Annotated in this window: 22 protein-coding genes and 1 pseudogene; 15 read left to right on the top strand and 8 right to left on the bottom strand. The window is 36.2% G+C overall.

Annotation, left to right across the window (positions count from 1 at the left end):
* Positions 1-94: 94 nt before the first annotated feature.
* From ACQCPR_RS15055 to ACQCPR_RS15045, 3 genes and pseudogenes are all read right to left on the bottom strand, one after another.
* Positions 95-721 (bottom strand): annotated as a pseudogene (locus ACQCPR_RS15055) (TerD family protein); the annotation flags it as partial.
* 46 nt (positions 722-767) lie between these two features.
* Entirely contained in the window at positions 768-1,826 is a 1,059-nt protein-coding gene (locus tag ACQCPR_RS15050) for an ATP-grasp domain-containing protein (RefSeq protein ID WP_427137430.1), read from the bottom strand.
* Between the two features lie 12 nt (positions 1,827-1,838).
* On the bottom strand, positions 1,839-2,519 hold the full coding sequence (locus ACQCPR_RS15045) for a B3/B4 domain-containing protein (RefSeq protein WP_427137429.1): 681 nt from the start codon (positions 2,517-2,519) through the stop codon (positions 1,839-1,841).
* 55 nt (positions 2,520-2,574) lie between these two features.
* Here ACQCPR_RS15045 and queG point away from each other — a divergent pair, with 55 nt between their 5' ends.
* The 7 genes from queG (at position 2,575) to ACQCPR_RS15010 (ending at position 7,961) form a co-directional block, all read left to right on the top strand.
* Complete coding sequence (gene queG / locus ACQCPR_RS15040; RefSeq protein WP_427137428.1) at positions 2,575-3,714, top strand: tRNA epoxyqueuosine(34) reductase QueG; 1,140 nt, start codon at positions 2,575-2,577, stop codon at positions 3,712-3,714.
* A gap of 12 nt (positions 3,715-3,726) precedes the next feature.
* On the top strand, positions 3,727-4,200 hold the full coding sequence (gene trmL, locus ACQCPR_RS15035; protein ID WP_090570269.1) for a tRNA (uridine(34)/cytosine(34)/5-carboxymethylaminomethyluridine(34)-2'-O)-methyltransferase TrmL: 474 nt from the start codon (positions 3,727-3,729) through the stop codon (positions 4,198-4,200).
* Positions 4,201-4,624: 424 nt separating this feature from the next.
* Positions 4,625-4,807 (top strand): hypothetical protein, encoded by a 183-nt coding sequence (locus ACQCPR_RS15030; RefSeq protein ID WP_090570266.1) that lies wholly within the window; start codon positions 4,625-4,627, stop codon positions 4,805-4,807.
* A gap of 31 nt (positions 4,808-4,838) precedes the next feature.
* A complete protein-coding gene (locus ACQCPR_RS15025; protein ID WP_427137427.1) occupies positions 4,839-5,678 on the top strand; it encodes an aldo/keto reductase in 840 nt (279 codons plus the stop codon).
* 300 nt (positions 5,679-5,978) lie between these two features.
* Positions 5,979-6,254 carry a hypothetical protein gene (locus tag ACQCPR_RS15020; RefSeq protein ID WP_090570260.1) on the top strand — a complete coding sequence of 92 codons (276 nt, stop codon included), beginning with the start codon at positions 5,979-5,981 and terminating at the stop codon, positions 6,252-6,254.
* Positions 6,255-6,320: 66 nt separating this feature from the next.
* Entirely contained in the window at positions 6,321-6,869 is a 549-nt protein-coding gene (locus ACQCPR_RS15015; protein WP_427137426.1) for an NUDIX hydrolase, read from the top strand.
* Positions 6,870-7,478: 609 nt separating this feature from the next.
* Complete coding sequence (locus ACQCPR_RS15010; RefSeq protein WP_427137425.1) at positions 7,479-7,961, top strand: NUDIX hydrolase; 483 nt, start codon at positions 7,479-7,481, stop codon at positions 7,959-7,961.
* Positions 7,962-8,131: 170 nt separating this feature from the next.
* Here ACQCPR_RS15010 and ACQCPR_RS15005 read toward each other — a convergent pair whose 3' ends face one another.
* The 3 genes from ACQCPR_RS15005 to ACQCPR_RS14995 are packed head-to-tail and all read right to left on the bottom strand — an operon-like array spanning position 8,132 to position 9,933.
* Positions 8,132-8,980 carry an RluA family pseudouridine synthase gene (locus tag ACQCPR_RS15005; protein ID WP_427137424.1) on the bottom strand — a complete coding sequence of 283 codons (849 nt, stop codon included), beginning with the start codon at positions 8,978-8,980 and terminating at the stop codon, positions 8,132-8,134.
* A gap of 55 nt (positions 8,981-9,035) precedes the next feature.
* The gene (locus ACQCPR_RS15000; protein ID WP_427137423.1) at positions 9,036-9,506 is read right to left on the bottom strand and encodes a thioredoxin family protein; all 471 of its coding nucleotides are present in this window, start codon (positions 9,504-9,506) and stop codon (positions 9,036-9,038) included.
* 1 nt (position 9,507) lies between these two features.
* Complete coding sequence (locus ACQCPR_RS14995; protein WP_090570240.1) at positions 9,508-9,933, bottom strand: disulfide oxidoreductase; 426 nt, start codon at positions 9,931-9,933, stop codon at positions 9,508-9,510.
* A 129-nt stretch (positions 9,934-10,062) separates the two neighbouring features.
* Here ACQCPR_RS14995 and ACQCPR_RS14990 point away from each other — a divergent pair, with 129 nt between their 5' ends.
* The 4 genes from ACQCPR_RS14990 (at position 10,063) to ACQCPR_RS14975 (ending at position 15,673) form a co-directional block, all read left to right on the top strand.
* Positions 10,063-11,604 (top strand): carbon-nitrogen hydrolase family protein, encoded by a 1,542-nt coding sequence (locus tag ACQCPR_RS14990; RefSeq protein WP_090570238.1) that lies wholly within the window; start codon positions 10,063-10,065, stop codon positions 11,602-11,604.
* A 21-nt stretch (positions 11,605-11,625) separates the two neighbouring features.
* On the top strand, positions 11,626-13,347 hold the full coding sequence (locus ACQCPR_RS14985) for a phospho-sugar mutase (RefSeq protein WP_427137422.1): 1,722 nt from the start codon (positions 11,626-11,628) through the stop codon (positions 13,345-13,347).
* A 550-nt stretch (positions 13,348-13,897) separates the two neighbouring features.
* Positions 13,898-15,013 (top strand): GAF domain-containing sensor histidine kinase, encoded by a 1,116-nt coding sequence (locus tag ACQCPR_RS14980; RefSeq protein ID WP_090570232.1) that lies wholly within the window; start codon positions 13,898-13,900, stop codon positions 15,011-15,013.
* Positions 15,014-15,025: 12 nt separating this feature from the next.
* Positions 15,026-15,673, top strand: a complete 648-nt coding sequence (locus ACQCPR_RS14975) for a response regulator (RefSeq protein ID WP_090570229.1) — start codon at positions 15,026-15,028, stop codon at positions 15,671-15,673.
* Positions 15,674-15,783: 110 nt separating this feature from the next.
* On the opposite strand, the gene ACQCPR_RS14970 is transcribed toward ACQCPR_RS14975, so the two are convergent.
* Together ACQCPR_RS14970 and ACQCPR_RS14965 are read right to left on the bottom strand one after the other, a co-directional pair.
* A complete protein-coding gene (locus tag ACQCPR_RS14970; protein WP_427137421.1) occupies positions 15,784-16,668 on the bottom strand; it encodes a cation diffusion facilitator family transporter in 885 nt (294 codons plus the stop codon).
* An 84-nt stretch (positions 16,669-16,752) separates the two neighbouring features.
* Entirely contained in the window at positions 16,753-18,087 is a 1,335-nt protein-coding gene (locus tag ACQCPR_RS14965) for a hemolysin family protein (RefSeq protein WP_241598949.1), read from the bottom strand.
* Positions 18,088-18,307: 220 nt separating this feature from the next.
* On the opposite strand from ACQCPR_RS14965, the gene chrA reads away from it, so the two are divergent.
* From chrA to ACQCPR_RS14945, 4 genes are all read left to right on the top strand, one after another.
* Positions 18,308-19,465 (top strand): chromate efflux transporter, encoded by a 1,158-nt coding sequence (gene chrA, locus ACQCPR_RS14960; protein ID WP_427137420.1) that lies wholly within the window; start codon positions 18,308-18,310, stop codon positions 19,463-19,465.
* 378 nt (positions 19,466-19,843) lie between these two features.
* The gene (locus ACQCPR_RS14955) at positions 19,844-21,586 is read left to right on the top strand and encodes an ABC transporter ATP-binding protein (RefSeq protein ID WP_427137419.1); all 1,743 of its coding nucleotides are present in this window, start codon (positions 19,844-19,846) and stop codon (positions 21,584-21,586) included.
* On the top strand, positions 21,583-23,322 hold the full coding sequence (locus ACQCPR_RS14950) for an ABC transporter ATP-binding protein (protein WP_090570218.1): 1,740 nt from the start codon (positions 21,583-21,585) through the stop codon (positions 23,320-23,322). Before ACQCPR_RS14955 ends, ACQCPR_RS14950 begins: the two co-directional genes overlap by 4 nt.
* Positions 23,323-23,488: 166 nt before the next feature.
* On the top strand, positions 23,489-24,754 hold the full coding sequence (locus tag ACQCPR_RS14945) for an MFS transporter (RefSeq protein ID WP_427137418.1): 1,266 nt from the start codon (positions 23,489-23,491) through the stop codon (positions 24,752-24,754).
* Positions 24,755-24,809: the final 55 nt, after the last annotated feature.

Here is a 24,809-nt window from a genome sequence, read left to right as displayed (position 1 = left end):
GATTAACAAAGAAAAATCAACCATTGTTTGCTAAATGGTTGATTTTTTATTCTAAAAAAGAGGATTATGAACACTATCAAAATCCCCTAGTTTTTTATTTTGATCCGGCTACCCAGTTCATACCCCAGCCGTATGCATTATCCATCTCTTTATGCCCTTTATAGTACTCTACTAGACGCTCAATTTTGAAAGTCTCATTATTTACATTTTCAATCATTGCAACTGCACACATAATTTGCCCATTTCTATGTTCATCTAGCTTAACCTCGATATTGGGGCCAGCAGGATATGATAATGTAATAACTCCATCTGCTTCTGCCCAATTAGCTACACCTTTATAGATGAATGAATATACGAGAATACGTTTAATATCGGATATCTTATTTCCATCAATTCTAAGGTTTTCTCCTCCAGATATGGAGCCAGTACGATCATCGCCATCGAGTTCGATATACGGGGATTGTTTTAGTGTGCCAAAAGCATTTCCTAAAGCCTGTATACACCCTTTTTCACCATTATTTAATTCATATAAACAGCCTAAATCTAGATCCACACCTTTAGATTTACCACCTAGTAAGTTGGAAAAGAACCCAGTAGATTTTGAGTTGACCTGTTGATTCCATTGGAGATTTACTAAGATTTCACCAATATTATTATTGTTGCTCTTAGTGAGATTAATAGATTGTCCTTTTTTCTTAAGTTCTATTTTGTTCAAGTTCACCATTAATATATCACTCCTCTTTTATTCAACTATATGCCTTTTAAGGTTAAGCTAATATAGCAGATTCTTTAGATGGTAAGATTACAGGTTGTTCAATATGAGTTGCTCTCACTCCAAACTTAGGAAGAAGAGCCTCCACATGCCCATTTAGTAATAACTTTATAGCATAATAGGGAATATTAATATCTGCAAGGCAACTAATATGCATTCCTCCACTCATACGGGGATTGATCTCAAGTAGTTTGGGTATTCCATCTTTATATTTGACTTGAATGTTATATACATAAGGAAATTTATATTGTGCAGCCATTTTCTCAGCAATTTCGATTAATTCTCTATTATATTCAATCTCACGGATTCGTCCATTTCCTTTTTTTCGAGGTATAGCAACAAGCAAAGTGCCATCTGCATCAGCTAAACAATCAATACTATACTCATGGCCATCTAAATATTCTATTACCATTAGATCCGAGAAATGCTCCTGCGTTTTTAAAATTTTATAAGCAGTATCATAAGAAATCTTTTGGGTAGAAGTTGTATTGTATATGAATGGAATGGTATCAGCGATATCATCTATAATACGGAAACCACTTGCTCCTTCTCCTATTACTGGCTTAATACATAGTTTCGTATCATCCTTACCCAAATCGGCATAAGCCTGTTGGAAACTTGCAGCATTATTTACTATTCTATAGGAAGGTATAGTCACGATAAAATTCCCTACTTTTTCCTGGTCCTGTAAAGACCGATACATCGCTGCTTTATCGTCTATCATGGCCATTAAATCACCATCTGGGCAAACTAACACTTTCACACCAATTTTATTGAACTTGTCTAAGTGTTTAGAAATGAGTACATTCTCTTTTCGCGGTACAAAAATATGTATCTGATTTTGTAGACAATAGTCAATACAAAACTGAAGATAGTCTTCGCCCGCAATATCTGGTTCAGTACTAAATACATCACAGTAATTAAAATACACAGTATCCGGATTAGGATGTGTCCCGTAAATAACAAATTCCTGTTGATCCGGATTATGGCGAATCAGCTCCATATAATGTGACACAGTGGAAAACCATCTATTGAACCAAATATTGAGTACCATTATTATTCTCCTTTACTTTTTAGGAACATAACCAATTAAACTAGTATCAAATTCTCCACCATGTATTTGCGTGAACATGGTAGCCATGGAGTGAAGTAATTTCTTACTTTCCTCAATCTCTAATGAAGGACGTAGAAATACGACTTGTAGAGCCTCTGTAGTATTTTCAGTCACAGCAGTTCGAACAGAATCCACAAATGGGCTACCAAAAGGTCCTATGTCATCTTGAAGAGTAAGTATATTGTGTAATTTATTTTCTCTACCATTTAAACCGTTATATACTGTTTCTTTATTGCCAATTGTAAGTGTTACATCACCTTCAATTTTTGCCACATCATAGATTCCCATTGGAATTTCATATTGCAAAGAGAAAAAGTTATTTACATCCACAGCGGAATGCATCGGTGTGATATAATTTTGTTTTGCAATCCTTCTGTACATAGCTTCCATTGAAGGTCTATAACGATTTGGATCAGCACCAAACTTTTTCCAAAGTGCTCTCCATTCTTTTATCCCATCGAAATCAGTTACGACTTTGTCATCTAGTTCAAAGAAAAGTTGCTCCTGAAATAATTGAAGACGTCCTTTAAGCATTTGAGGCGAAGAAGTAACTATAATTTTGGTATAATGAATAATGCCTATTTTAAAGGTAGGTTCTATTTCAACTATTGAATCATCCAGTTTTACTATCATATCAACCATCCTTACACTTATTTTCTTTAGTGTAGCATAAGAAAGGAGAACATTTGTGAATATCATTCAGTTTCAACAAAACCTCATAGATTACGCTGCATCCATTGGAATTGATAAAATTGGATTTACTTCTGTTTCTCCATTTCATGAATTAAAAAATAGATTGATCAGGCAGCAGGAATTAGGGTATGCTTCCGGATTTGAAGAATCTAATATTGAGAAAAGAGTGCATCCTAAGATGTTGCTTGAAGAATCAAGTAGTATCATATCTATAGCAATTGCGTACCCCTCCAAAATGAAGGATGCTCCACAAAGTGTGAAGGGGGCAAGACGAGGAATCTTTGCTCGTGCGTCATGGGGTATAGATTATCATACCGTTTTACGAGAAAAATTAGCACTTTTAGAATTATATATTTTAACTCATATTCCAGATGCAAAACTCCGTTCAATGGTTGATACGGGAGAACTTTCTGATCGGGCTGTAGCGGAAAGAGCAGGTATTGGATGGAGTGCGAAAAACTGCTCTATTATAACTCCTGAGTTTGGTTCCTATGTTTATCTCGGGGAAATGATTACGTCAATTCCTTTTGCTCCGAGTGAACAGATGGAGGAACAATGTGGTGATTGCCGGTTATGCTTAGATGTTTGTCCGACTGGAGCATTAATACAAGGCGGACAACTTAATGCACAGCGCTGTATTGCTTTTATCACTCAAACGAAAACAATGGTTCCAGACGAATTTCGTACGAAAATAGGAAATCGGATATATGGCTGTGATACTTGCCAAACAGTTTGTCCAAAAAACAAAGGGAAAGCTAATCTCCACCAAGAATCGTTTAAACCAGATCCTAAATTAGTGAAGCCTTTACTTTTACCTTTACTTAAAATGACGAATCGAACGTTCAAAGAAACGTACGGTCATATGTCTGGTGCGTGGAGAGGGAAGAATCCGATCCAGCGAAATGCTATAATCGCATTAGCTCATTTTAAAGAGCAAGAAGCTGTTCCAACGCTTATAGATTTAATGCAAAATGATGCTAGACCAGTGATTAGAGGTACAGCTGCATGGGCTATAGGTAAAATAAATTCAAAAGAAGGCTTACTTGCCCTTAAAAAAGCTGAACAGCATGAACAAGTTGAAGAAGTTTTAAAAGAGATTCGAAAAGGATTAGAGTACTATACAATTGAGAACTAGGAAGTGGAGTAATTGAGTATTAATGTTGTTTTATATCAACCAGAAATACCAGCTAATACTGGGAATATAGCTAGAACTTGTGCGGGAACAGGTGTTAAATTACATTTAATCCGACCTTTAGGCTTTTCAACAGATGATAAAATGCTAAAGAGAGCCGGACTAGATTATTGGGAACATGTAGATATTACCTATTATGATGGACTAGATGAATTTTTTGCTGCACATCCATCTGGAGAGTATTATTTAATCACTAAGTTTGGAGCTAAGCCACACACTACTTTCGACTTTAGTGATTCGGAAAAAGATCACTTCTTTATTTTTGGACGTGAGACAAAAGGTTTGCCACGTGAGTTTATCGACGCACACCCGGACCGTGCTTTACGTATTCCTATGAATGATAATATTCGTTCGCTAAATTTATCAAACACAGCTGCGATACTAATCTACGAGGCATTACGTCAACAGAATTATCCAAATTTACACTAGAAAAGCGCAAGTGCCTATGTTTTGGAAGTCAGTCTAAGATCTCGACATCGTGTCGCGACGACTGACTGTGCCTTTATCCGACATTCTGAAACGACTCGAGGGGCGAGGCACTGTAGCTAGACAGATAAAAAAACGGACGATGTCATAAAAGACTCGTCCGTTTTAAATAGATTATTTTTCAGATGCACCTGGTTTGTCGTCGTATCCAGCTTTGAAAATTGCAGCAAGGAACGAAATACAAACACCAAGAATAAGGATTAATTTCATATGGAGTGCCTCCTCTTTAGTATTCTGCACCTAGTATACCCTAAATTGTTTGAAAAAGAAATAATGCGAAAAAATGAAATTTGACAAAAATCGTTCAATTGAATGTTGCAACCTTTCGAATATTCTACTAACATTAAGAAAAGGAGTGATTTTTGGAATGAATGAATTCAAAAATGGTCCAGAGAACGGTTCAATGGCAACTAACATGGAAGAAGTAAAGCAATTAGGAAAACAGATGGATAGAATGAGGGACAATAAAGAGCTAGAAGAAGATAATCGTGTATCTGATCCTGCTCAATCTGAAGTCACTTCTTCCATGAAGAAAAGAGAAAACGACTGATTTATATCAGTCGTTTTCCTCATAAGAAAGGATGAGAAAATTGACTTTAAATATACATTCAACGAAACAATTAGCAAACGGAATTGAGATGCCAAGACTTGGTTTAGGTGTTTATAAAATGACAGAACCAGATATTGCTATTCAAGCAATTACAGCTGCATTGGATTATGGTTATCGTCATATTGATACGGCAAGTTTGTACGCCAACGAAAAAGAAGTAGGAGATGCCATCCGAGCATCAAATGTTCCGCGAAAAGACATATTCATTACAACAAAAGTATGGAACACAGATCAAGGTTACGATCAAACACTCAGAGCATTCGAAAAATCTTTAGAGTTATTAGGAATGGACTACGTAGATTTATATTTAACTCATTGGCCAGTAAAAGAAACTTTTGTAGATACATATCGCGCGATAGAACGTCTATATGATGAAAAGCTAATACGTGCTACTGGAGTAGCGAATCATCATGCACATCATTTAGAGGCAATTGCTGCAAAAGCAAACATTAAACCAATGGTCAACCAAATTGAATGTCATCCACGACTAACTCAGTTTGATCTACGTGAGTATTGTGAAGAGCAGGGAATCGCGATAACTTCGTGGTCACCACTAGCAAGAGGTCGAATACTAGAAGAGCCAACATTGAAACGGATTAGTACAAAACACAGTAAATCGACTGCTCAAACAATTATAAGATGGCATCTGCAACATGATTTAATCGTTATACCTAAATCAGAAAATCCATCTAGAATCGCTGAGAATATGGATGTATATGGCTTTGAGTTATCCTTCGAGGATATGAAAAATATTGATGCGCTGAATTTAAATGAGCGGACTGGTAAAGATCCAGATAATTTTAGTTTCTAATCCCGTTTCAGTGTGCGCTCTCCAGACACGTGACAGAACCTCCTTGAATTAGTAAACTACAGCTCACATATATAGCCTTTGTCCCAATGTATACTCCAAGCAGATTCGACTTTCTTGCTATTCCCACTACTCACAGCAACTAATAAATCAATAATCAACTAGCACGGTAGTTTTTCTTCCCTTAAGAAGGTAAACTATCGTGTTTTTTTATTATTGGAAAATATTACTCTTTAATGAAACCTATTACATATTTTGACGTATTAGTAATATAGTTTAATAAATATTAGATGAGGTCCCTTGATGAATATATTTTTTGAAAAGACTAATAAGAAAAAAAGTAGTACACCATTCATAATACTAAAACTGTTATTGCTAGGCTTGATGATTGCAATGTTAGTAATGGCCATTATAAACGGTATTGATATTTTCTATGTGAAGTTAGTGTTCGTGTTTGTAGGAATTAATTCCATCTTAGAAGGAATAGAAAGTTATCTACAGAAAGAAAGTAAGAAAATTATAGGAAGAGAAATAGTATTAGGGGTTTTGTATATCCTATTCGCAATTATTCTGCATTGATGAACGGCAATTGGTTAGGAATCATTTCTAACGAATGATGAAATAAAGCATTAGAAGGTGATAAATATGAAACAATGGAAAATGTTAAAGTCTGAATATGTTCATAAAAGCCCTTATGGAAATATTAGAAAAGATACATGTGAGCTCCCAAATGGGAATGTGATCAATGATTATTTTGTAAATGAATATTCCGATTGGGTGAATGCAGTTGTGCTTACAAAAGAAAACCAAATGGTGCTTGTCGAACAATATAGACATGCTGGAAATGATAATTACTTTGAAATTCCAGCAGGAAAAAAAGAAAACAATGAGACAGACGAAGAAGGCATTATTAGAGAAATTAAAGAAGAAACTGGCTATGTTTCACATCTGAAACCTATTTTGTTAGGTGAATTTATGATAAATCCCGCCACACAAAATAACAAAATTAAAACCTTTCTTTTACAAGATGCAGTTAAACAATATGAACAAGATTTAGATGAAACCGAACAGATAAATATAAAGCTGATTGATTTTGAGTTATTAGGATTGCTAATAAAAACGAATGAGATTAAAACGCAGTTGTTCACTGCTAGTGCTTATTTTATGGCCAAAAACTTTTTGTCCGAAAGCTGATAAGAGTTTGATTTTCAAGTGAAATAACTTTGAGGAGTGATTATTATTTCTAGTTCAACGATATTGATTTTTTGTGTAATTGCTGGTGTATGTATCTTTGTCAATATTGTTCTTTGGGTTGTTTATAAGAATGAACCTAAGACTGATAAGGGATTTGCATTTCCTTATTTTCAGTTGAGCTATAGAAGAAGAATGCTTCGCACGCTATGGTCACTTCCAATTTACATCGTATGTTTCTTTATTATATCCCGATATCCATTATGGCCCACTAATATAGTCATTGTATTCTTCAGCATTTGTATTATCGGAGAAGTTATCCAATTTTACTATAACTTCAATAAATGGAACAAATATGAGAGGCATGCCTCAAGAGAAGAATTATGATGGATGAACAGGATCGTTTTGAAGTCAGTTTTCGCAATCCCATTGTTCGTATGTGGTTTTATATTGTACTTCCAACAGGGATTATTTCAGCTGTTTTATTTTTAGTTTTACCAAGGGAAACGCATGACGTTATTAGAATTGGGGGTTACATTATACTATGTGGCTTTTATATTTGGACTTTCATTTATAAAAGAAAGGGCAGAAATAAAAAGGGGGGTAAGTAGAATGATAATGCCTACGCATATTGTAGCAGTTGGGGGAATTGTTGAAAATGAGCAAGGAGAAATTCTTTTAGTAAAAACGCAGCATGGAGGATGGGTCTATCCTGGTGGACAAGTGGAAGTTGGAGAAAATCTAATAGATGCGTTAGTTCGAGAAGTAAAAGAAGAAAGTGGAATTGATATTGAAGTAGGTCACTTAATAGGAACCTATTCAAATACAGGAATCTATAAATGGTATGACGAAGTTACAGATGTGCCTACTAAAGTAATGTTCGATTTTGTAGGTAAGCCTATTGGTGGAGTGTTAAGTACCTCCGAGGAAACTTCTGAGAGTTGTTGGGTTAAGAAGGAGAGAGTACTAGAATTCATTACTGCCCCTGCTGTTAGAGCACGATACGAGGCATATGAAAGCTTTAGTGGCAAGATAAAATATATGGAGTATGTAACAAATCCTAAGTTTGAAGTGAAAATGGATAAAAATATTTAGATTGATTGGTTAAAAAAAGCAGATGAGAAATTCTCATTTCTCATCTGTTTTTTTCGATTACGCAACATTCCACAAATTATCTGCAACGTTGAGAGGCTGTAACGCAACATTCAATAGCCTTTTTGCATTGTCCCACAAATAATCTTCCGTTATTCTATTCCTACTATCTTTTATCTTTTATCTTCGACAACTAGCACTTCGCCTGTTATTGGGTGGTTAAATTGAACTTTAAATGCATGTAGCTCATACATTTTAGTAGGTGTTTTTTTAGCTCCATATAGTTCGTCCCCTACAATTGGATGTCCTAAGTGAGCTAAGTGGACACGGATTTGGTGAGTCCGTCCAGTTTCTAAAATTGCATGTATTTTCGTGAACTGTTCATGCTTTCCTGCAACTTCATAATGAGTGATCGCATTTTGCCCAGATGGTGATACTCTTTTTCGAGTTGGATGGTGACGGTCGTTTCCAATAGCTGCTCGAATAGTACCATGCTGATTTTTTACTTGGCCTTCTACTATTGCTTCATAGGTGCGGACGATTGTTTTATTTTCCAACATTCGATCAAGCATACCTTTGACAAATGGATTTTTTGCAATGACGATTAATCCCTTAGTGCCTTCATCGATGCGATGTACATGTTCTCCGTAATGATGACCTTTACTGTGTAAATAATTTGTTACGGTGTTCATAAAGGTATGATTTTGACCTTCTTCGTTTGGATGCGTGGATACACCACGTGGTTTAGAGGCAATTAGTAAATACTCATCCTCATACGCCACATACAAAGGGATTTGATCGGAAAGAAGATAGTTAGAGGATTCTCCTTCCCATTTAATGACAAGTACATCCCCTTTTTTGTTCGGAAGTTTCCATTGAAGAAGTTCTTCGTTCTTATTGCTCACGGCCTTTTGCATACGTAGTTCATGTATTAACTTTTTACCTAGCTTCCACTTTTCTTGGAAAAGACTGTCGATCGTTAAACCATCCTCTTGGATAGTATAAGTGAATGTATGAATCATTAATTTTCCCGCTCCTTTAAAAAAAGGGCCTGTCTACTCGACATGACCCTTTTGGTTATTTTAAAACGACTTCATCAAAGAACTCTTGAATCTGTTCATTAGAAATGGCACCTTCTACTCTTACAACCTCTTTGCCATCTTCAAAATAAATCATTGTTGGTGTTGCTTGGATAAGGTAGTCATTCCATCCTTTTTCATATTCAAGTACATTATATTTGACGATTTCAATGTCATTTTTTTCAGCAAGTGGAGATAGACGTGGTGTCATTTCTTGGCAATGTACACATTCTGGGCTGAAGAAATAAGCTGTAACAGGTTCCCCCGTAGCAATCTTTTTCTCCAAGTCTTCTGGTAAAATAATGTTCTGATAGTTTGGGTCATCGATAAGATCGATGGTAGATTGCTTTAAGTTGTCGGTATCGTATGGGTTATTAGCTAACGCATCCTTGTTTTTCTGAGAGTTTAAAACAAAGATTAATACAAAGATTGCAATAATAACACCACCAAAAATAAGTAGTTTCTTCAAGTTATTTTTCCTCCTTGATGTTTCTCCATACAATAACACTTGTAATTGCGATTAAAATAAATGCAACTAGAGCTAAAAATGGAATTGTTATAAAGCCTGCATAGTTTATATATTCCCCTGTACAAGCAACTCTCCCACAAGCTGGTGCCGATTCTTGCATGAAAGTCAGTTTTTGAATGCTATAATGATAGGCAGAAATACATCCACCGATCACAGAGAATACAAGTGAGGTTACTGCGATTTTCGGATTCTTTTGAACGTATGCAACTCCTAATATTAGCACAAGTGGATACATGAGTATACGTTGGTACCAACATAGATCACAGGGTTCGTACCCTCTTATCTCTGAAAAATAGAGGGAACCTAACGTTGCAGTTAAAGCAACGGTCCACATAAATAATAGTAGATTTTCTATTTTTTTTGTCATATGAACTCCTTTAAATTACTTTGAACTCAAATTAAAGTATAAGGCTTCTTTAATTACATGTAAAATATTTTATCTGAAGTGAAAAGAGCTATATAATGAAAGTTACTTAATAAAAGAGGAGCCGATAAAATGACAGAGGAATTTGATTTATCTCAGTTTGAACAAAGCATGATTATAAGACAAATGTCTTTTTCTGATATAGAGTCAATTTTAGAAATTCAGCGTTTATGTTTTCCGGGTATGGATCCATGGAAAGTTGCCCATTTACGTAGTCACTTAACTATTTTCCCAGAAGGGCAGTTAGTTGCTGAGCTAGACGGAAAAGTAATTGGTTCTTGTTCAAGTCTTATTATTAATTTTGATGAGTATGATGACCGCCATTCCTGGTCGGATGTGACAGATGCAGGATATATTACAAACCATAATCCCGAAGGATATAACTTATACGGGATCGAGGTAATGGTACACCCAGAATATAGAAGAATGAAGGTTGGTCAACGTTTATATGAGGGTAGAAAAGATATTGCAAGACAATTCAATTTAAAATCAATAATTATTGGAGGGCGTATTCCAAACTATCATAAATTTGCGGATGAAATGTCACCAAGGGAATACGTGACGTCTGTTTCTCGCCATAAAATATATGATCCAGTTTTAACATTCCAATTAATGAATGGCTTTACATTGATGCGTATTAATCCTAATTATCTACCAGATGACAGAGCATCTGCCAAATATGCGACACTGATGGAGTGGAATAATGTTGATTATATCCCACTTTCGAAACGTCATTTCAAAACGAGCTATCCTGTAAGAATTTGTGCTGTGCAGTATATGATGCGTAAAATTAATTCATTTGAAGAGTTTGCTAACCAATGTGAATATTTTGTTGATGTGGCGTCCGATGCTCAATCTGATTTTGTTGTGTTTCCGGAAATCTTTACTACACAGCTAATGTCTTTCTTGAATGAACCATCACCAAGTCAGGCGGTTCGTAAATTGACGGAGTACACTCCGCAATATATGGAGTTGTTTTCAGATTTATCGATCCGTTACAACATTAATATTATTGCTGGCTCTCACTTTGTGGAAGAAGAAAATGAGGAAATATATAATATCGCTTATTTATTCCACCGAGATGGTGCAATTGATAAGCAATATAAAATCCATATTACACCGAACGAACGCAAATGGTGGGGAATTAGTGCAGGTGACTCCGTTCAAGTATTTGATACGGATTGTGGTAAAATTGCGATTCAAATTTGTTATGATATAGAGTTTCCAGAGCTTGCACGTATTGCAACAGATATGGGTGCGAATATTATTTTCTCACCATTTTGTACAGAGGATCGTCAAGGTTACCTGCGTGTTCGTTATTGTGCACAAGCACGGGCAATTGAAAATCAAATCTATACAGTTATTTCAGGGACAGTTGGAAACTTACCGCAAACAGAAAATATGGATATTCAATATGCACAATCTGCTATTTTCGCACCATCTGACTTTGAATTTGCCCGAGATGGCATCGTAGGGGAAACTGAGCCGAATGTAGAAATGGTTTTAATAGGAGATGTAGATTTAGAAATCTTACGACGTCAACGTCAAGACGGGACGGTCAAACAATTAAAAGATAGACGTCATGATATATATAGTGTCAATTATAAAAAATGATAGAGAGGGGTTAACAAGCGAATGCGATATAGACAACTATTTGACCAATGGAATAACTTCTCAGAGCTAGAGTCAAATTGGAAGGAGGATCTTCAACTCCTAACAAAAGATGAAAGAAAAATGGAAGATGCATTCTACCGCGACTTAGAGTTCGGAACTGGCGGGATGCGAGGGGAGATCGGTGCTGGTACTAATCGTATAAATACGTATACTGTTCGTAAAGCGACCACTGGACTTGCTTCTTATATTAAAGGGGCTGGAGCAGAAGCGATGGAGCGTGGAGTAGTTATTGCATATGATAGTCGTAGGTACTCTCCCGAATTTGCGCTGGAAGCAGCTAATACACTAGCATCTAATGGTATAAAAGCTTATCTATTCAATGAACCTAGAACTACACCCCAGCTTTCATTTTCAGTAAGACATTTACATGCATTCATGGGAATAGTCATTACTGCAAGTCATAATCCTCCTGAATATAATGGGTACAAGGTTTATGGCGAGGATGGAGCACAGTTAAATCTAGAAGACGCCGAAGTAGTTATCCAACACGTAAATGATGCGGGAGATGCAATCCATATCGATCAACGAAATCCAGATAAAAAATTAGTAATTCAGTTAGATGAGATAATGGATCAAGCATATATGGATGCGTTAAAAACAGTTCAGGAAAATGGAGAATTCGCATCATCTTCTGACTTGAAAGTAGTATTCACTCCTTTACATGGAGCATCTGGAAAAACGGTTAAGAGAATATTAAGTGAGGTTGGCTACGAGCATATCTCCTATGTAGAGGAACAAATGGAGCCAAATGGAGATTTCCCAACAGTGGAATCTCCAAATCCAGAAGAGCAAAGTGCTTTTGAATACGCTATTCAATATGGAGAGAAAAATGGTGCTGATATTCTAATAGCAGTCGATCCAGATGGTGATCGCGTAGGTATTGCTGTCAAAACTGCTTCTAATTATGAGCTTTTAACGGGCAATCAAACAGGGGCAATATTAATCGAATATCTCTTGTCACAGCGTAAAGCAAAAGGGAATATACCTGCTAATGGGCGGGTATTTAAAACCATTGTTACTTCTGATTTAGGACGGGTAATAGCCGAATATTACGGCGTTAGTACAGAAGATGTATTAACTGGTTTCAAATTTATCGGTGAAAAGATTAAGAAATATGAAGAGACCAAAGAGTTTGAGTTTTTATTTGGATATGAAGAAAGTTATGGTTATTTGATAAAAAACTTTGCACGTGACAAAGATGCAGTACAAAGTGTGCTTGCGATAATAGAAGCTGCTTCCTATTATAAAAAACAAGGTAAGACTCTACTCGACGTATTATCTCAGTTATATGAAAGACATGGTTTCTATTTGGAAGGACTCAGATCTGTTACGAAAAAAGGAGTAAGTGGAGCGAATTCAATTCAAAACTTACTTGAGCAGGTTCGTGTAAACAGAATTACGGAGGTTGCCGGAATTACTGTTCTTTCCCAAGAGGATTACTTGCACTCAGTTAGAACATTCACAGATGGCCGAGAAACAGAGGAAATATTCCTGCCAAAATCAAACGTTATTAAGTACTTCCTAGCAGACGGCTCATGGGTTTGTGTGAGACCAAGCGGAACAGAGCCAAAAGTTAAATATTATTTCGGAGTGCTTAGTGGGTCAGAAGCAGAAAGTTCCAAAAAACTAAAAGCTTTACAAGATGATTTTTCATTGAAGATGAATCGTTATTTAGAAGAATAATAGAGAAACAGGAAAAGTGAACTTGCTTTTCCTGTTTTTTTTCAAAAGAAAATATATATAAATGTAGAGTGAGCACTGGGTTCATGGGGCTTAAAGAACGAATAATCCTGTGATTTCCGTTTCATGTTTGTAAACTCTGTTGAATTGGTCATTCTAAATCCAACGCTAGATGAAGACAGTAAAAATTCTATGTACTAGAGTCCATTTCAACACTACTTATTTTCAAATAAATTATGAATTAGTAAATAATATTGTATTCAATTATCCGTTTACTTCAAGTGGACATTGTTAATTGGAGCGCAGGGCGGCGACTCCAGTGGGAAAGCGTTAGGTGAAGACCCCGCAGCGGAGCGAGGAGGCTGAGGCAACGCCCACGGAAAGCGTCCGCCCGGAGCGGAAATAGATGGCATTTCTAGATTTCTGTTCTTAAACGTACCGATGCTTTACTTTCCTGTTTTTTCGGTCAAAAGTATGATATCGAGACCCTACAGTGAATTGTGGATTAGTGATAATATGGAATTAGATGAATTACATACTTGGAGGAGTTTACATGCTATCAAATGAACTCTCGAACATTGAATTACTAAAAGAAATAGCAGAATTATTAAATGAAGAAACTGAAATGGAAAAAATGCTACAAGGTGCCTTGCATAAACTATTAGAAGGTACATTATTTGAAACGGGTTGGATATTTTTTATTGATGAAAAAGGTAAGCAACAGCTAATTGCACATGAAAATTTGCCGAATGCATTAAAGCAAAATGACTGTAGACATTTGCAGAAAGGTGGATGCTGGTGTGTTTCAAGATTTCAAAATGGGGAGCTAAAAAAGGCATCAAATATTATAGAGTGTAAAAGAATTGTCAACGCAAGAAAAATGAGTAATGAAGATAGTGGCGGTATTACTCATCATGCAACAGTTCCGTTACAATCAGGGCAAGAAAGCTTCGGGCTATTAAATGTAGCGACACCGAATACTATACGGTTCTCAGAGGGAGAGCTTGCGTTACTAGAATCTGTAGCCTTTCAAATCGGGTCAGCTATAAAGCGAATCTTCCTTACTAAACAGGAGCAGCAGGTAGCTCTTGTACAGGAGCGTAACAGACTTGCACGAGATTTACATGACTCGGTTAACCAATTGTTATTCTCTGTAACCCTGACTGCTCGCGGAGGAGTAGAAATGACGGAACAGCAGGAAATAAAAGATACCTTTAAAGAAATACAGTATTTAACGCAGGAAGCACTTACAGAAATGCGTGCACTCATATGGCAACTACGTCCAAAAGGATTGGAATCAGGTATTATCGAAGGTCTTAAAGGATATGGAGATATTTTAGGACTTTCATTGACAGTGAAGGTAAAGGGAGTTATTAATCTCCCTGCAATTATTGAAGAAACACTATTTCGAATTGCTCAGGAAGCACTTAATAATGTTCGAAAGCATTCTGGTGTACTTCAAGCAGAACTATATTTAACGGTTACTCCTACGGATGTTTTATTAGTTGTGAAAGATGAAGGGTGTGGTTTCCATATGAAAGAGCCTAAAAAACTACATTCAATCGGTTTACAAAGCATGAAAGATAGAGCAAATTTTGTTGATGGAACGGTTGATTGGGTAACGGAGTGGGAAAAAGGAACAGAAATATTAGTGCGGTTACCTTATTAGGAGGGAATAGTTATGATACGAGTACTAATTGCAGATGACCATCACGTTGTAAGAAGAGGATTAATGTTTTTTCTAAAAACGCAGAAGGATATGGATATTGTAGGCGAGGCTACAAACGGGAAAGAAGCTGTGCAGCTAACAGCAAATTTGAAGCCCGATGTCATATTGATGGATCTAGTCATGCCAGTAATGGACGGAATAGAAGCAACGAAACGCATTAAGGCTACAGACCCAGAGATTCAAATACTAATGCTTACTAGTTTCTCAGATAGAGATCATGTGATACCTGCCTTAAAAGCTGGAGCAGCGGGATATCAGCTAAAGGATATAGAACCAGATGACCTTGCCGATGCAATTCGAAAGCTAATGCGAGGTGAAAATACGTTACACCCGGAGGCAACAACGCAGTTAGAAAAAGAGTGGGAGCCAGTTGTACCTAATCCTCACGAGGAGCATCCGTTAACTCCTAGGGAGCAGGATGTATTATCTGAATTGACAAAAGGAAAAAGTAATAGAGAAATAGCATCCTCATTGTTTGTAACCGAAAAAACAGTTAAAACGCATATTTCCAATATATTCGCCAAACTGCATGTTCAGGATCGTACACAAGCCGCCCTTTATGCAGTAAAACATGGTTTAACAGAACCAAGCGGACAGTAAAAAACACGGAGAATCGCAATGACCATGCGATCCACCGTGTTTTTTTGTTAGTTCGATTCGTTGCGCATATATTACAGAAATTCGCGTGGAAATAAAACTCACAAATCTTCTTAACCATCACTAAGCCTGTCCATATTTGGTTCAATATGCACTAGGATAACGGAAAATGGCTTTACCTTCATTATACGTTGTTCTATTTCCTCTGTAATACGATGGCTATTCACAACATTTAAATTTGGATCTACTGTTACAGTGAGATCGACAAACATCAAATTTCCATGCATTCTCGCTTTAAAATCCGTTAGTTCATCAACACCCTCGACGAGTCTTACTATTGTAGACAAAGATTCGGCTTCCTCTACATTAAAGCCATCAGATAATGTGTAGGCAGCGTCATGAAAAATGGTATAGGCCGTATAGATAATGATTACTCCGACTAATAGGGCAGTTATTCCATCTAAAATTGGAAACCCTAAAATAGATCCGACTATACCAATGGTTGCACCGATACTAACTAATGCATCTGACCGATTGTCATAGGCTGCAGCTTTTAAAGCAGCACTGTTTATACGATTTCCTAGCTGTAAATTATATCTATAGACAACATACATAATAATGGCACTAACTAATCCAACAACAGCAGTTAGAAGTGAAGGAGTTTCTTCGATAGGGTTAGCAAGATGTTGAATTGCTTGAATAAGTACTTGGATTCCGATAAAAGCCATGATGAACGCAGCTACAAGCGAAGCAATAGTTTCAGCACGTAAATGTCCATATTGATGATGACTATCGGGTGGTTTTTGAGAAATACGCAGTCCGATTAATATAGCGACAGAGGCAATAATATCTGTAAAATTATTTAGGCCATCTGCTTTTAAGGCCTCTGAAGATCCGATGATACCAATGGTTAGCTTAAGTGTACTCAACAGTAGATAAATACTAATACTTATCCAGGCACCTTTTTCCCCTTCACGTAAGTTTGTATATAGCTCCACAAAGTTTCCTCTTTTCAACAATTATAGACATAGGAAAACGACCCTCAAATGAGAGTCGTTTTATTATGAGCTATAATGATTTTGTTATTCAACTATAGGTTCTAGTTCTTCAACTGGAGGAGCAGATTTAATAATCTCTAAGTATTGAATGTGGTGCCCGTCAACCTCTTTGATCATGAAATCATAGCCTTGTTCTTGAATTTTTTCACCTTTAATTGTTTCGTAGCTTTTCGTCATAAACCAACCACCGATAGTATCAATATCCTCTTCATCGATATCGATACCTAGTAGGTCATTAACATTTTCGATTAACATCTTGGCATCAACAATATAATGATTTTCTTCTAACTTTTGAACTTCTGGAAGTTCATCAGTATCAAATTCATCACGAATATCTCCAACGATTTCCTCGATAATATCTTCTATAGTCACAAGTCCAGAAGTACCGCCATATTCATCCATTAAGATTGCCATATGAATTCGTTCACGTTGTATCTTAAGTAATAAATCAGCAATTGGCATATTCTCAATAACCCGGATAATTGGTTGCATATAATCGCTTACGGGTGTTGTTGCATTTGTAGGATCTTTTATATATGCCGTTAATAGATTTTTCATATTAACAAGTCCAATAATATGATCTTTGTCCCCATCAGTTATTGGATATCTTGTATATTGTTCTACACCGATTAGCTGAAATACCTCATCTAACGTAAAATCTTTATCAATAGAAGTTATTTCCGTGCGTGGAACCATAATTTCTTTTGCAATGCGATCATCAAATTCGAAAATTTTATTTACGTATTTGTATTCGGCTTGATTGATCTCTCCGCCTTTAAAGCTATCAGAAAGTATCATACGAAGCTCTTCTTCGGAATGAGCAACCTCAGATTCTGAAACAGCATCTAAACCAAATACTTTAGTTGCTAGGAAACGTGCGGAGCCATTCATACCGTGAATAACTGGATACATAAGTTTATCAAAAATGATAAGCGGTTTTGCTACTGCTAATGTAATTTGTTCAGACCTTTGAATGGCAAAAGTCTTTGGTGTTAACTCTCCTACAACTACATGTATATACGTTACAAGAGAGAATGCAATAATAAATGAAAGTAAAGAGGCAACACTCTCTGGGAGCTCAAAATAATTAAATGCCGGATGTAGAATCCGTTCAATTGTCGGTTCTCCAAGCCACCCTAACCCTAAGGCTGTTATGGTGATTCCAAGCTGACAGGCAGATAGATATTCATCCAGATTGGAAACTACTTTTTTGGCATTTATCGCCTTAGTGTTCCCTTCAGCAATAAGCTGATCAATTCTTGTAGTTCTTACTTTTACAATTGCAAACTCACTCGCAACGAAAAATGCAGTGAATGCGATTAAGACAGCAAACGCTGTCAATCGTATGGCTATGTCCAAATAATTACTTTGTCCCTAACCCAAATGAGGGGTAAGACAAAGTGTACACCTCCTGTTTTCTAAAAAATAGTTTATACGTTTAATAATAAAATATAAAAAAAGAAATTACAAATCTTTCTACTCTATATAGAGATATTCTGTTAACAAAATTTACAAAAACTTAATATATATCATCTCATATATATTAGATAATAGAGATTAATATATTGAGGAGGTTCAGATGAAAAACAGATATATAGAAATACTAAAGGCATCAACAAAACTTGGTTTAACATCATTTGGAGGACCAGCTGCTCATATAGGATATTTTCGGGACGAGTACGTCGATAAAAGAAAATGGTTAGATGACAAATTGTATGCAGATATCGTTGCTTTGTGTCAGTTTTTACCGGGACCTGCTTCCTCTCAAGTAGGAATCTCTATTGGATTGATAAGAGGCGGATTACTGGGAGGCATTATTTCATGGATTGGATTTACTATGCCATCAGTAATACTATTAATGTTATTTGCTGCATTCATTTCAAGTTCAGGATCATTTGATAGTGGATGGATCCAAGGGTTAAAAATAGTGGCAGTTGCTGTTGTTGCACATGCCTTAATGGGCATGCAAAAATCATTAGCTCCAGATAATATAAGGATTACGATTGCAATAGGATGTGCAATACTCACGTTACTTTTTCCTACTGCAGTTGGACAAATAGCAATTATTCTTATTGCGGGCATTTTTGGTTATTTCTATTTCAAAAATGCTTCAATCGATTCCGCTCCTGAGATTAAGCTAAGCTTTGGGAAAAAGACTGGACTAATTAGTTGGATATTGTTTTTTATACTGCTTACTTTACTGCCTGTATTAAAGCCATTTGTACAATCTATATACTATACAATTTTTGATACTTATTACCGAGTTGGATCGATTGTATTTGGTGGTGGTCATGTTGTATTACCGATGCTACAAAGGGAAGTAGATGTGTCTGCGGATATGTTCCTTACTGGATATGGAGCAGCGCAAGCTGTACCTGGACCATTATTCACAATCGCTGGTTTTTTAGGACAAATAACTGCTGGTACAGGTGGAGCATTGATCGCAGTTTTTGCGATGTTCCTGCCATCATTTTTATTAGTCATTGGCACATTGCCATTTTGGTCAATTATTCGTTCTAAAAAAGGGATTCAAGCCGCTTTAAAGGGAGTTAATGCAGCTGTTGTTGGTATTCTTCTTGCAGCACTTTATGATCCGGTATTCACGAGCGCTGTGAATAGTCCTATTGATTTTGTTATTGTTTTAATTACTTTTACACTTTTAGTTGTGTTTAAATTAGCACCATACAAAGTGGTTCTCATAAGTGTTGTGTTAGGTGCAATTGTTCATTCATTATAAAAATTCGAAAAGTATTGACAATTAAAATTTCGGTATGCTACTGTTAATATACACAAAAAAATGGAAATGGAGGTATGACAAAATGATTCGTTTTAAAAATAGCGTTGTTGACTTAATAATTTTTTCATACCTACCATTAGACCGGAAATGATTTAATAGCAGACTTTTACGTATTGTATTGTCTATTATTAAGCGCATTACCTCTATATGGGTAATGCGCTTTTTTATGTCTTTTTACTTCCAATTTTTGGTGGAAAAATATGAAAAGGAGTGTTGAATATGAATATTCAACGGACAAAGCAAATTTTATTAAAGGAATCTCTTGAAGGTGGATAGCTATTAAGTAATGTGTAGAAAGAAGAAAAGAGGGGTTATACAATGTTTTCTGTTTTATTTAAATTGAAATGGTTTTTTAAAGATTATTGGAAGCGTTATACAGTAGCAGTTAGTTTGTTAATAATTGCTAGTGCATTTGAGGTTTTGCCACCTTGGTTAGTTGGTGAGGCGATCGATGCAATTACTATGGGAGAAATGACAAAAGAATCCTTAATGCAATATGTACTCTATTTTGTTGGAATAATTATTATAGGTTATGGACTTAACTTTGTTTGGCAATATCAATTATTTGGTGGTTCGATCACAATTGAGCGTATATTGCGTTCCAAGTTAAATTTAAAATTTTTGAATATGACTCCTACATTTTATGAAAAAAATCGTACGGGTGATTTAATGGCCCGTGCAACAAATGATTTGAATGCAGTAGCAACCACTGCAGGATTTGGGATTATGACATTAATTGATTCGACCATGTATATGGCTGCACTTATTCTTGCAATGGGCTTTCTAATTTCATGGAAACTTACTATTTTTGCAATATTACCAATACCTATTTTAGCTTTTATAATGCAATACCTTGGTAAGATTATTCACGAAAAATATATGGTTGCACAGGATGCGTTTGGGGATTTAAATGACCGTGTATTAGAATCGGTTGCTGGGGTTCGAGTAATTCGTGCTTATGTCCAAGAAAGAGCCGATGAACAGAACTTTGCTAATATGAGTGAAGAAGTTTATGAGAAAAATATGATTGTAGAACGAATTGATGCACTCTTTGGACCAATTACTAAAGTGGGAACTGGTATTAGTTATGTAGTTGCCCTAGGATATGGTGCTTATCTAGTATCAAAAGGTGAAATGACTGTTGGGAATTTAATCACTTTTAACGTGTACTTGGGAATGGCAATTTGGCCGATGTTTGCAATTGGTGAGTTAATCAATGTAATGCAACGTGGAAATGCATCGCTGGATCGTGTGCAAGAAACATTAAACTACGATCAAGACGTAAAAGACCCTATTTCACCAGTTCAGTTAAATAGTGTGGAATCAATTGGGTTTACGGATGTTGGATTCCAATACCCGTTGTCCCAGGTAAAAAACCTTCAAAACATTCGAGTGAAGCTACAGAAAGGTCAAACACTAGGGATTGTAGGCAAAACAGGTTCCGGTAAAACTACCTTTATGAAGCAGTTATTAAAAGAATATCCAATTGGAGCGGGGCAGCTAACAATAGGAGAAACTGCTATTTCAGCGCAAACGAAAGATCAGGTTCTCGAATGGATAGGATATGTTCCACAGGATCATGTTTTGTTTTCTAGAACGATTCGTCAAAACATTCTTTTTGGTAAAGAGGATGCGACGGAAGAAGAGTTAGAAGAAGCGATTCGTCTAGCACATTTCCAAAAGGATCTAATGAATTTACCGATGGGCTTAGAAACGTTAGTGGGAGAAAAAGGTGTATCCTTATCTGGTGGACAAAAACAACGTGTATCCATTGCTCGTGCCCTTATTAAAAATCCAGAAATTTTACTGTTAGATGATTCTCTATCTGCAGTAGATGCAAAGACGGAAGCTAAAATTATCGAAAATATTCAAAATGAACGTAGTGGAAAGACAACTATTATTACAACGCATCGATTATCGGGAATCCAACATGCTGACCATATAATCGTTTTGGATGAAGGTCTTATTGTGGAAGAAGGATCTCATGAAGAACTTTTGACACAAAATGGTTGGTACAAAGAGCAATACGATCGTCAACAGCTAGAGGGGGTGTCGTCATGAGTACAGGAAAACGACTCTACCATTATGCGTTATTTTACAAAAAGCCAATTATTCTCGGTATCCTTTTTTTAACTATTGCGGTGTTTGCTGATTTAACAGGTCCATTTATAGCTAAGAAAATTATCGATGACCATATTACTGAAGGAGCTATTAATCTTCAGCCTATATTAATGTTACTGGCAGTCTATTTTGGTTTAGCAATTGTAACAGCGGTTTTTAGATATTTTATGTTTATCAATTTACAGATTGGTGCAAATCGAGTTGTTCAGAAGCTCCGAAATGATGTTTTCGGGCATATTCAAACGTTGCCAATACAGTATTTTGACAACTTGCCTGCTGGAAAAGTTGTAGCACGTGTAACAAACGATACAGAAGCAATTCGTAATTTATATGTGCAAGTATTATCTCAATTTGCGACTAGTATTATTTCTATTGCAGGGGTTTATGTTGCTCTGTTCATCTTAAATGTACAAATGGCTTTAATGGCACTATTCGTAGTTCCAATTGTGTATATTTGGATGATCGCTTATCGAAAGTATGCCTCTAAATACAATCATGTAGTTCGTACAAAGATTGCCGATTTAAATGCTATGTTGAATGAATCTATTCAAGGGATGTCTATTATCCAAGCATTTAAACGCGAGAAGCAAATGGAACGTGAATTTGAGGAGATGAATGAGGAACATTATAGCTATCAGAAAAAGTTACTTACTTTAGACTCAGCAACTTCATTTAACTTAGTAAGTGTACTCCGTACGATTATGTTTGTTATGTTCATCTGGTATTTCGGAAGCATATCTATGGAGCCGAATGCAATCATTTCAGCTGGTATGCTTTATGCATTCGTAGATTATACGACTCGATTATTTAATCCTATTACAGGGATTGTTAACCAGTTCGCTCAGTTAGAAAGATCATTGGTTGCTGGAACCCGTGTGTTCCAATTACTTGATGAAACAGGGGAAGAAGTAAAAGATGAACGTATGAAACGATATGAAGGAAATGTGGAGTTTCAAAATGTTTCTTTTGCATATAAAGCAGATGAATATGTCTTGAAAAATTTGAACTTTGTTGCGAATAAAGGGGAAACAGTAGCGCTTGTTGGTCATACAGGATCAGGTAAAAGTTCTATTATGAACTTGTTGTTCCGCTTTTATGATCCTTCAAAAGGGAGAATCTTAATAGATGGTACAGATATAACGACATTACCAAGACAAACAATTCGAGATCATATGGGTATAGTTTTACAGGATCCTTATTTGTTTTCAGGAACGATAGAGTCAAATGTCAGCTTAAGTGATCCGCGTATTACTCGAGAGACGGTTGAGGCCGCTTTAGAGGCTGTCGGAGGAGAACGGGTGTTGAAAAATCTAGAAAAAGGCTTGGATGAACCCGTTATAGAAAAGGGGAGCACGTTATCTTCTGGTCAACGTCAGCTCGTTTCTTTCGCTAGAGCCCTTGCATTTGATCCGGCTATTTTAATTTTGGATGAAGCGACATCTAATATTGATACGGAAACGGAAGAAATTATTCAACATGCAATGGATGTATTGAAAAAAGGAAGAACTACTTTTATCATCGCTCATCGACTTTCTACTATTAAGAATGCTGATCGCATTTTAGTACTAGACCGTGGAGAAATTGTTGAAAGTGGATCTCACGACGAGTTAATACAGCTACAAGGTCGCTATGAACAAATGTATAAATTACAAGCAGGAATATCTCAGCATGTATAACACATGCGGGGATATTCCCTTTTTTGTTTAATTGGTTATCCACCAGAAAAACCAAGCCATGCGCCCAAGCGAACTGTTTATAAGTCCGGGTCAACAATTATATATTGAAATTTTCTAACGATAATCGTATATTTAGTGTATCGAAATAAAACAGAAGAGGTACAATATGATGGATTGGTTTGCAGGTTGGAAAAAAAGCATCACATCATTCAATAGAAACATCAAAATGTTCATGCTTGCAAATATACTCATTCAAGTAGGAATGGGTGTATTTTTAGTTATGTACAATTTATATATAAAGGAACTTGGGTTTCCCGAAACACTGAACGGTAAAATTATCTCTATGACATCTCTTGCTTCGGCAATAATGTTAATCCCTGCTGGATATCTAAGTGACCGGCTAGGTAGAAAAGGAATTATTATTACAGGTGCTATAGTTGCGGCTGGTACCTTATTTTACAGAAGTTTAGTTACGGGGGAACAATCACTAATTTATGCTGCATTTTTTACTGGTTTGTTTATGGCATTAGTGCAAGTGTCTGGTGTTCCTTTTCTCGCTGAAAACTCGAAAGCCAGTGAACGAATGCATCTTTTTAGTATTCATTTTTCATTTATGACCATAGCAAGTGTTGTTGGTAGTCTAGGTGGAGGAGTGTTAGCAGATGCACTTCATATAATTGGTAATATTTCTACTGTAGATTCTATTATGTACGTACTAATTATTGGAGCAATTATTTTTACGATTGGAATAGTTCCATTATTTCAGTTGAAACCAATACAAATAGAGATGGATTCGGATGAACATACAGAAGAATCAGGTGGAAATACTCCAAGTGGTTTTAGAAAAAATCTAAAGATTATTGTGTTATTTGGAGTTGCGAATCTATTAATTGGAACAGGTTCCGGTCTTGTTATCCCTTACTTGAACTTGTACTTTTCGAATAGATTCGATGCATCGAACACATATATTGGATTAATCTTGTCGTTAGGGTCTGCGATGGCTGCAGTTGCGATGCTACTTGGGCCGGCCCTTGTAAAGAAGGTAGGGAAAGTAAAGGCATTAGTGATTTTCCAGCTGCTCTCGATACCATTTTTGTTTATCACGGGTTATACCAATTCTTTAATCATTGCTTCTGTTGCCTTTTTAATGCGCCAGGCTCTCATGAATGCAGGTAATCCTATTCAAAGTGCAATTGCAATGGACTTAGTACAGGACAAATATAAGGGGCTTGCCAATTCAGTAAATCAAATGGTTTTTAATGTGGGATGGGCAAGTACTGGGGCTATATCAACGGGACTTGTCATGACATTTGGCTTTTACTGGGGATATGCTTATACATTTACGATTACAGGGATTCTTTATATTATTGCATCAACCTATTTTTATATTTTATTTGGACGAAAAAGTACCCTGGGTAAGAAACAAACATGAAAAAAGAAACATTCACGTTTGTTCTGATAAACGTGAATGTTTCTTACACAGGGAC

This window comes from Psychrobacillus psychrodurans, from assembly GCF_050209195.1.
GTDB classification, from domain to species: Bacteria; Bacillota; Bacilli; order Bacillales_A; family Planococcaceae; genus Psychrobacillus; species Psychrobacillus psychrodurans.
The sequence above is the reverse complement of the archived record's forward strand: the minus strand, read 5'-3'. Positions and strand labels throughout refer to the sequence as shown.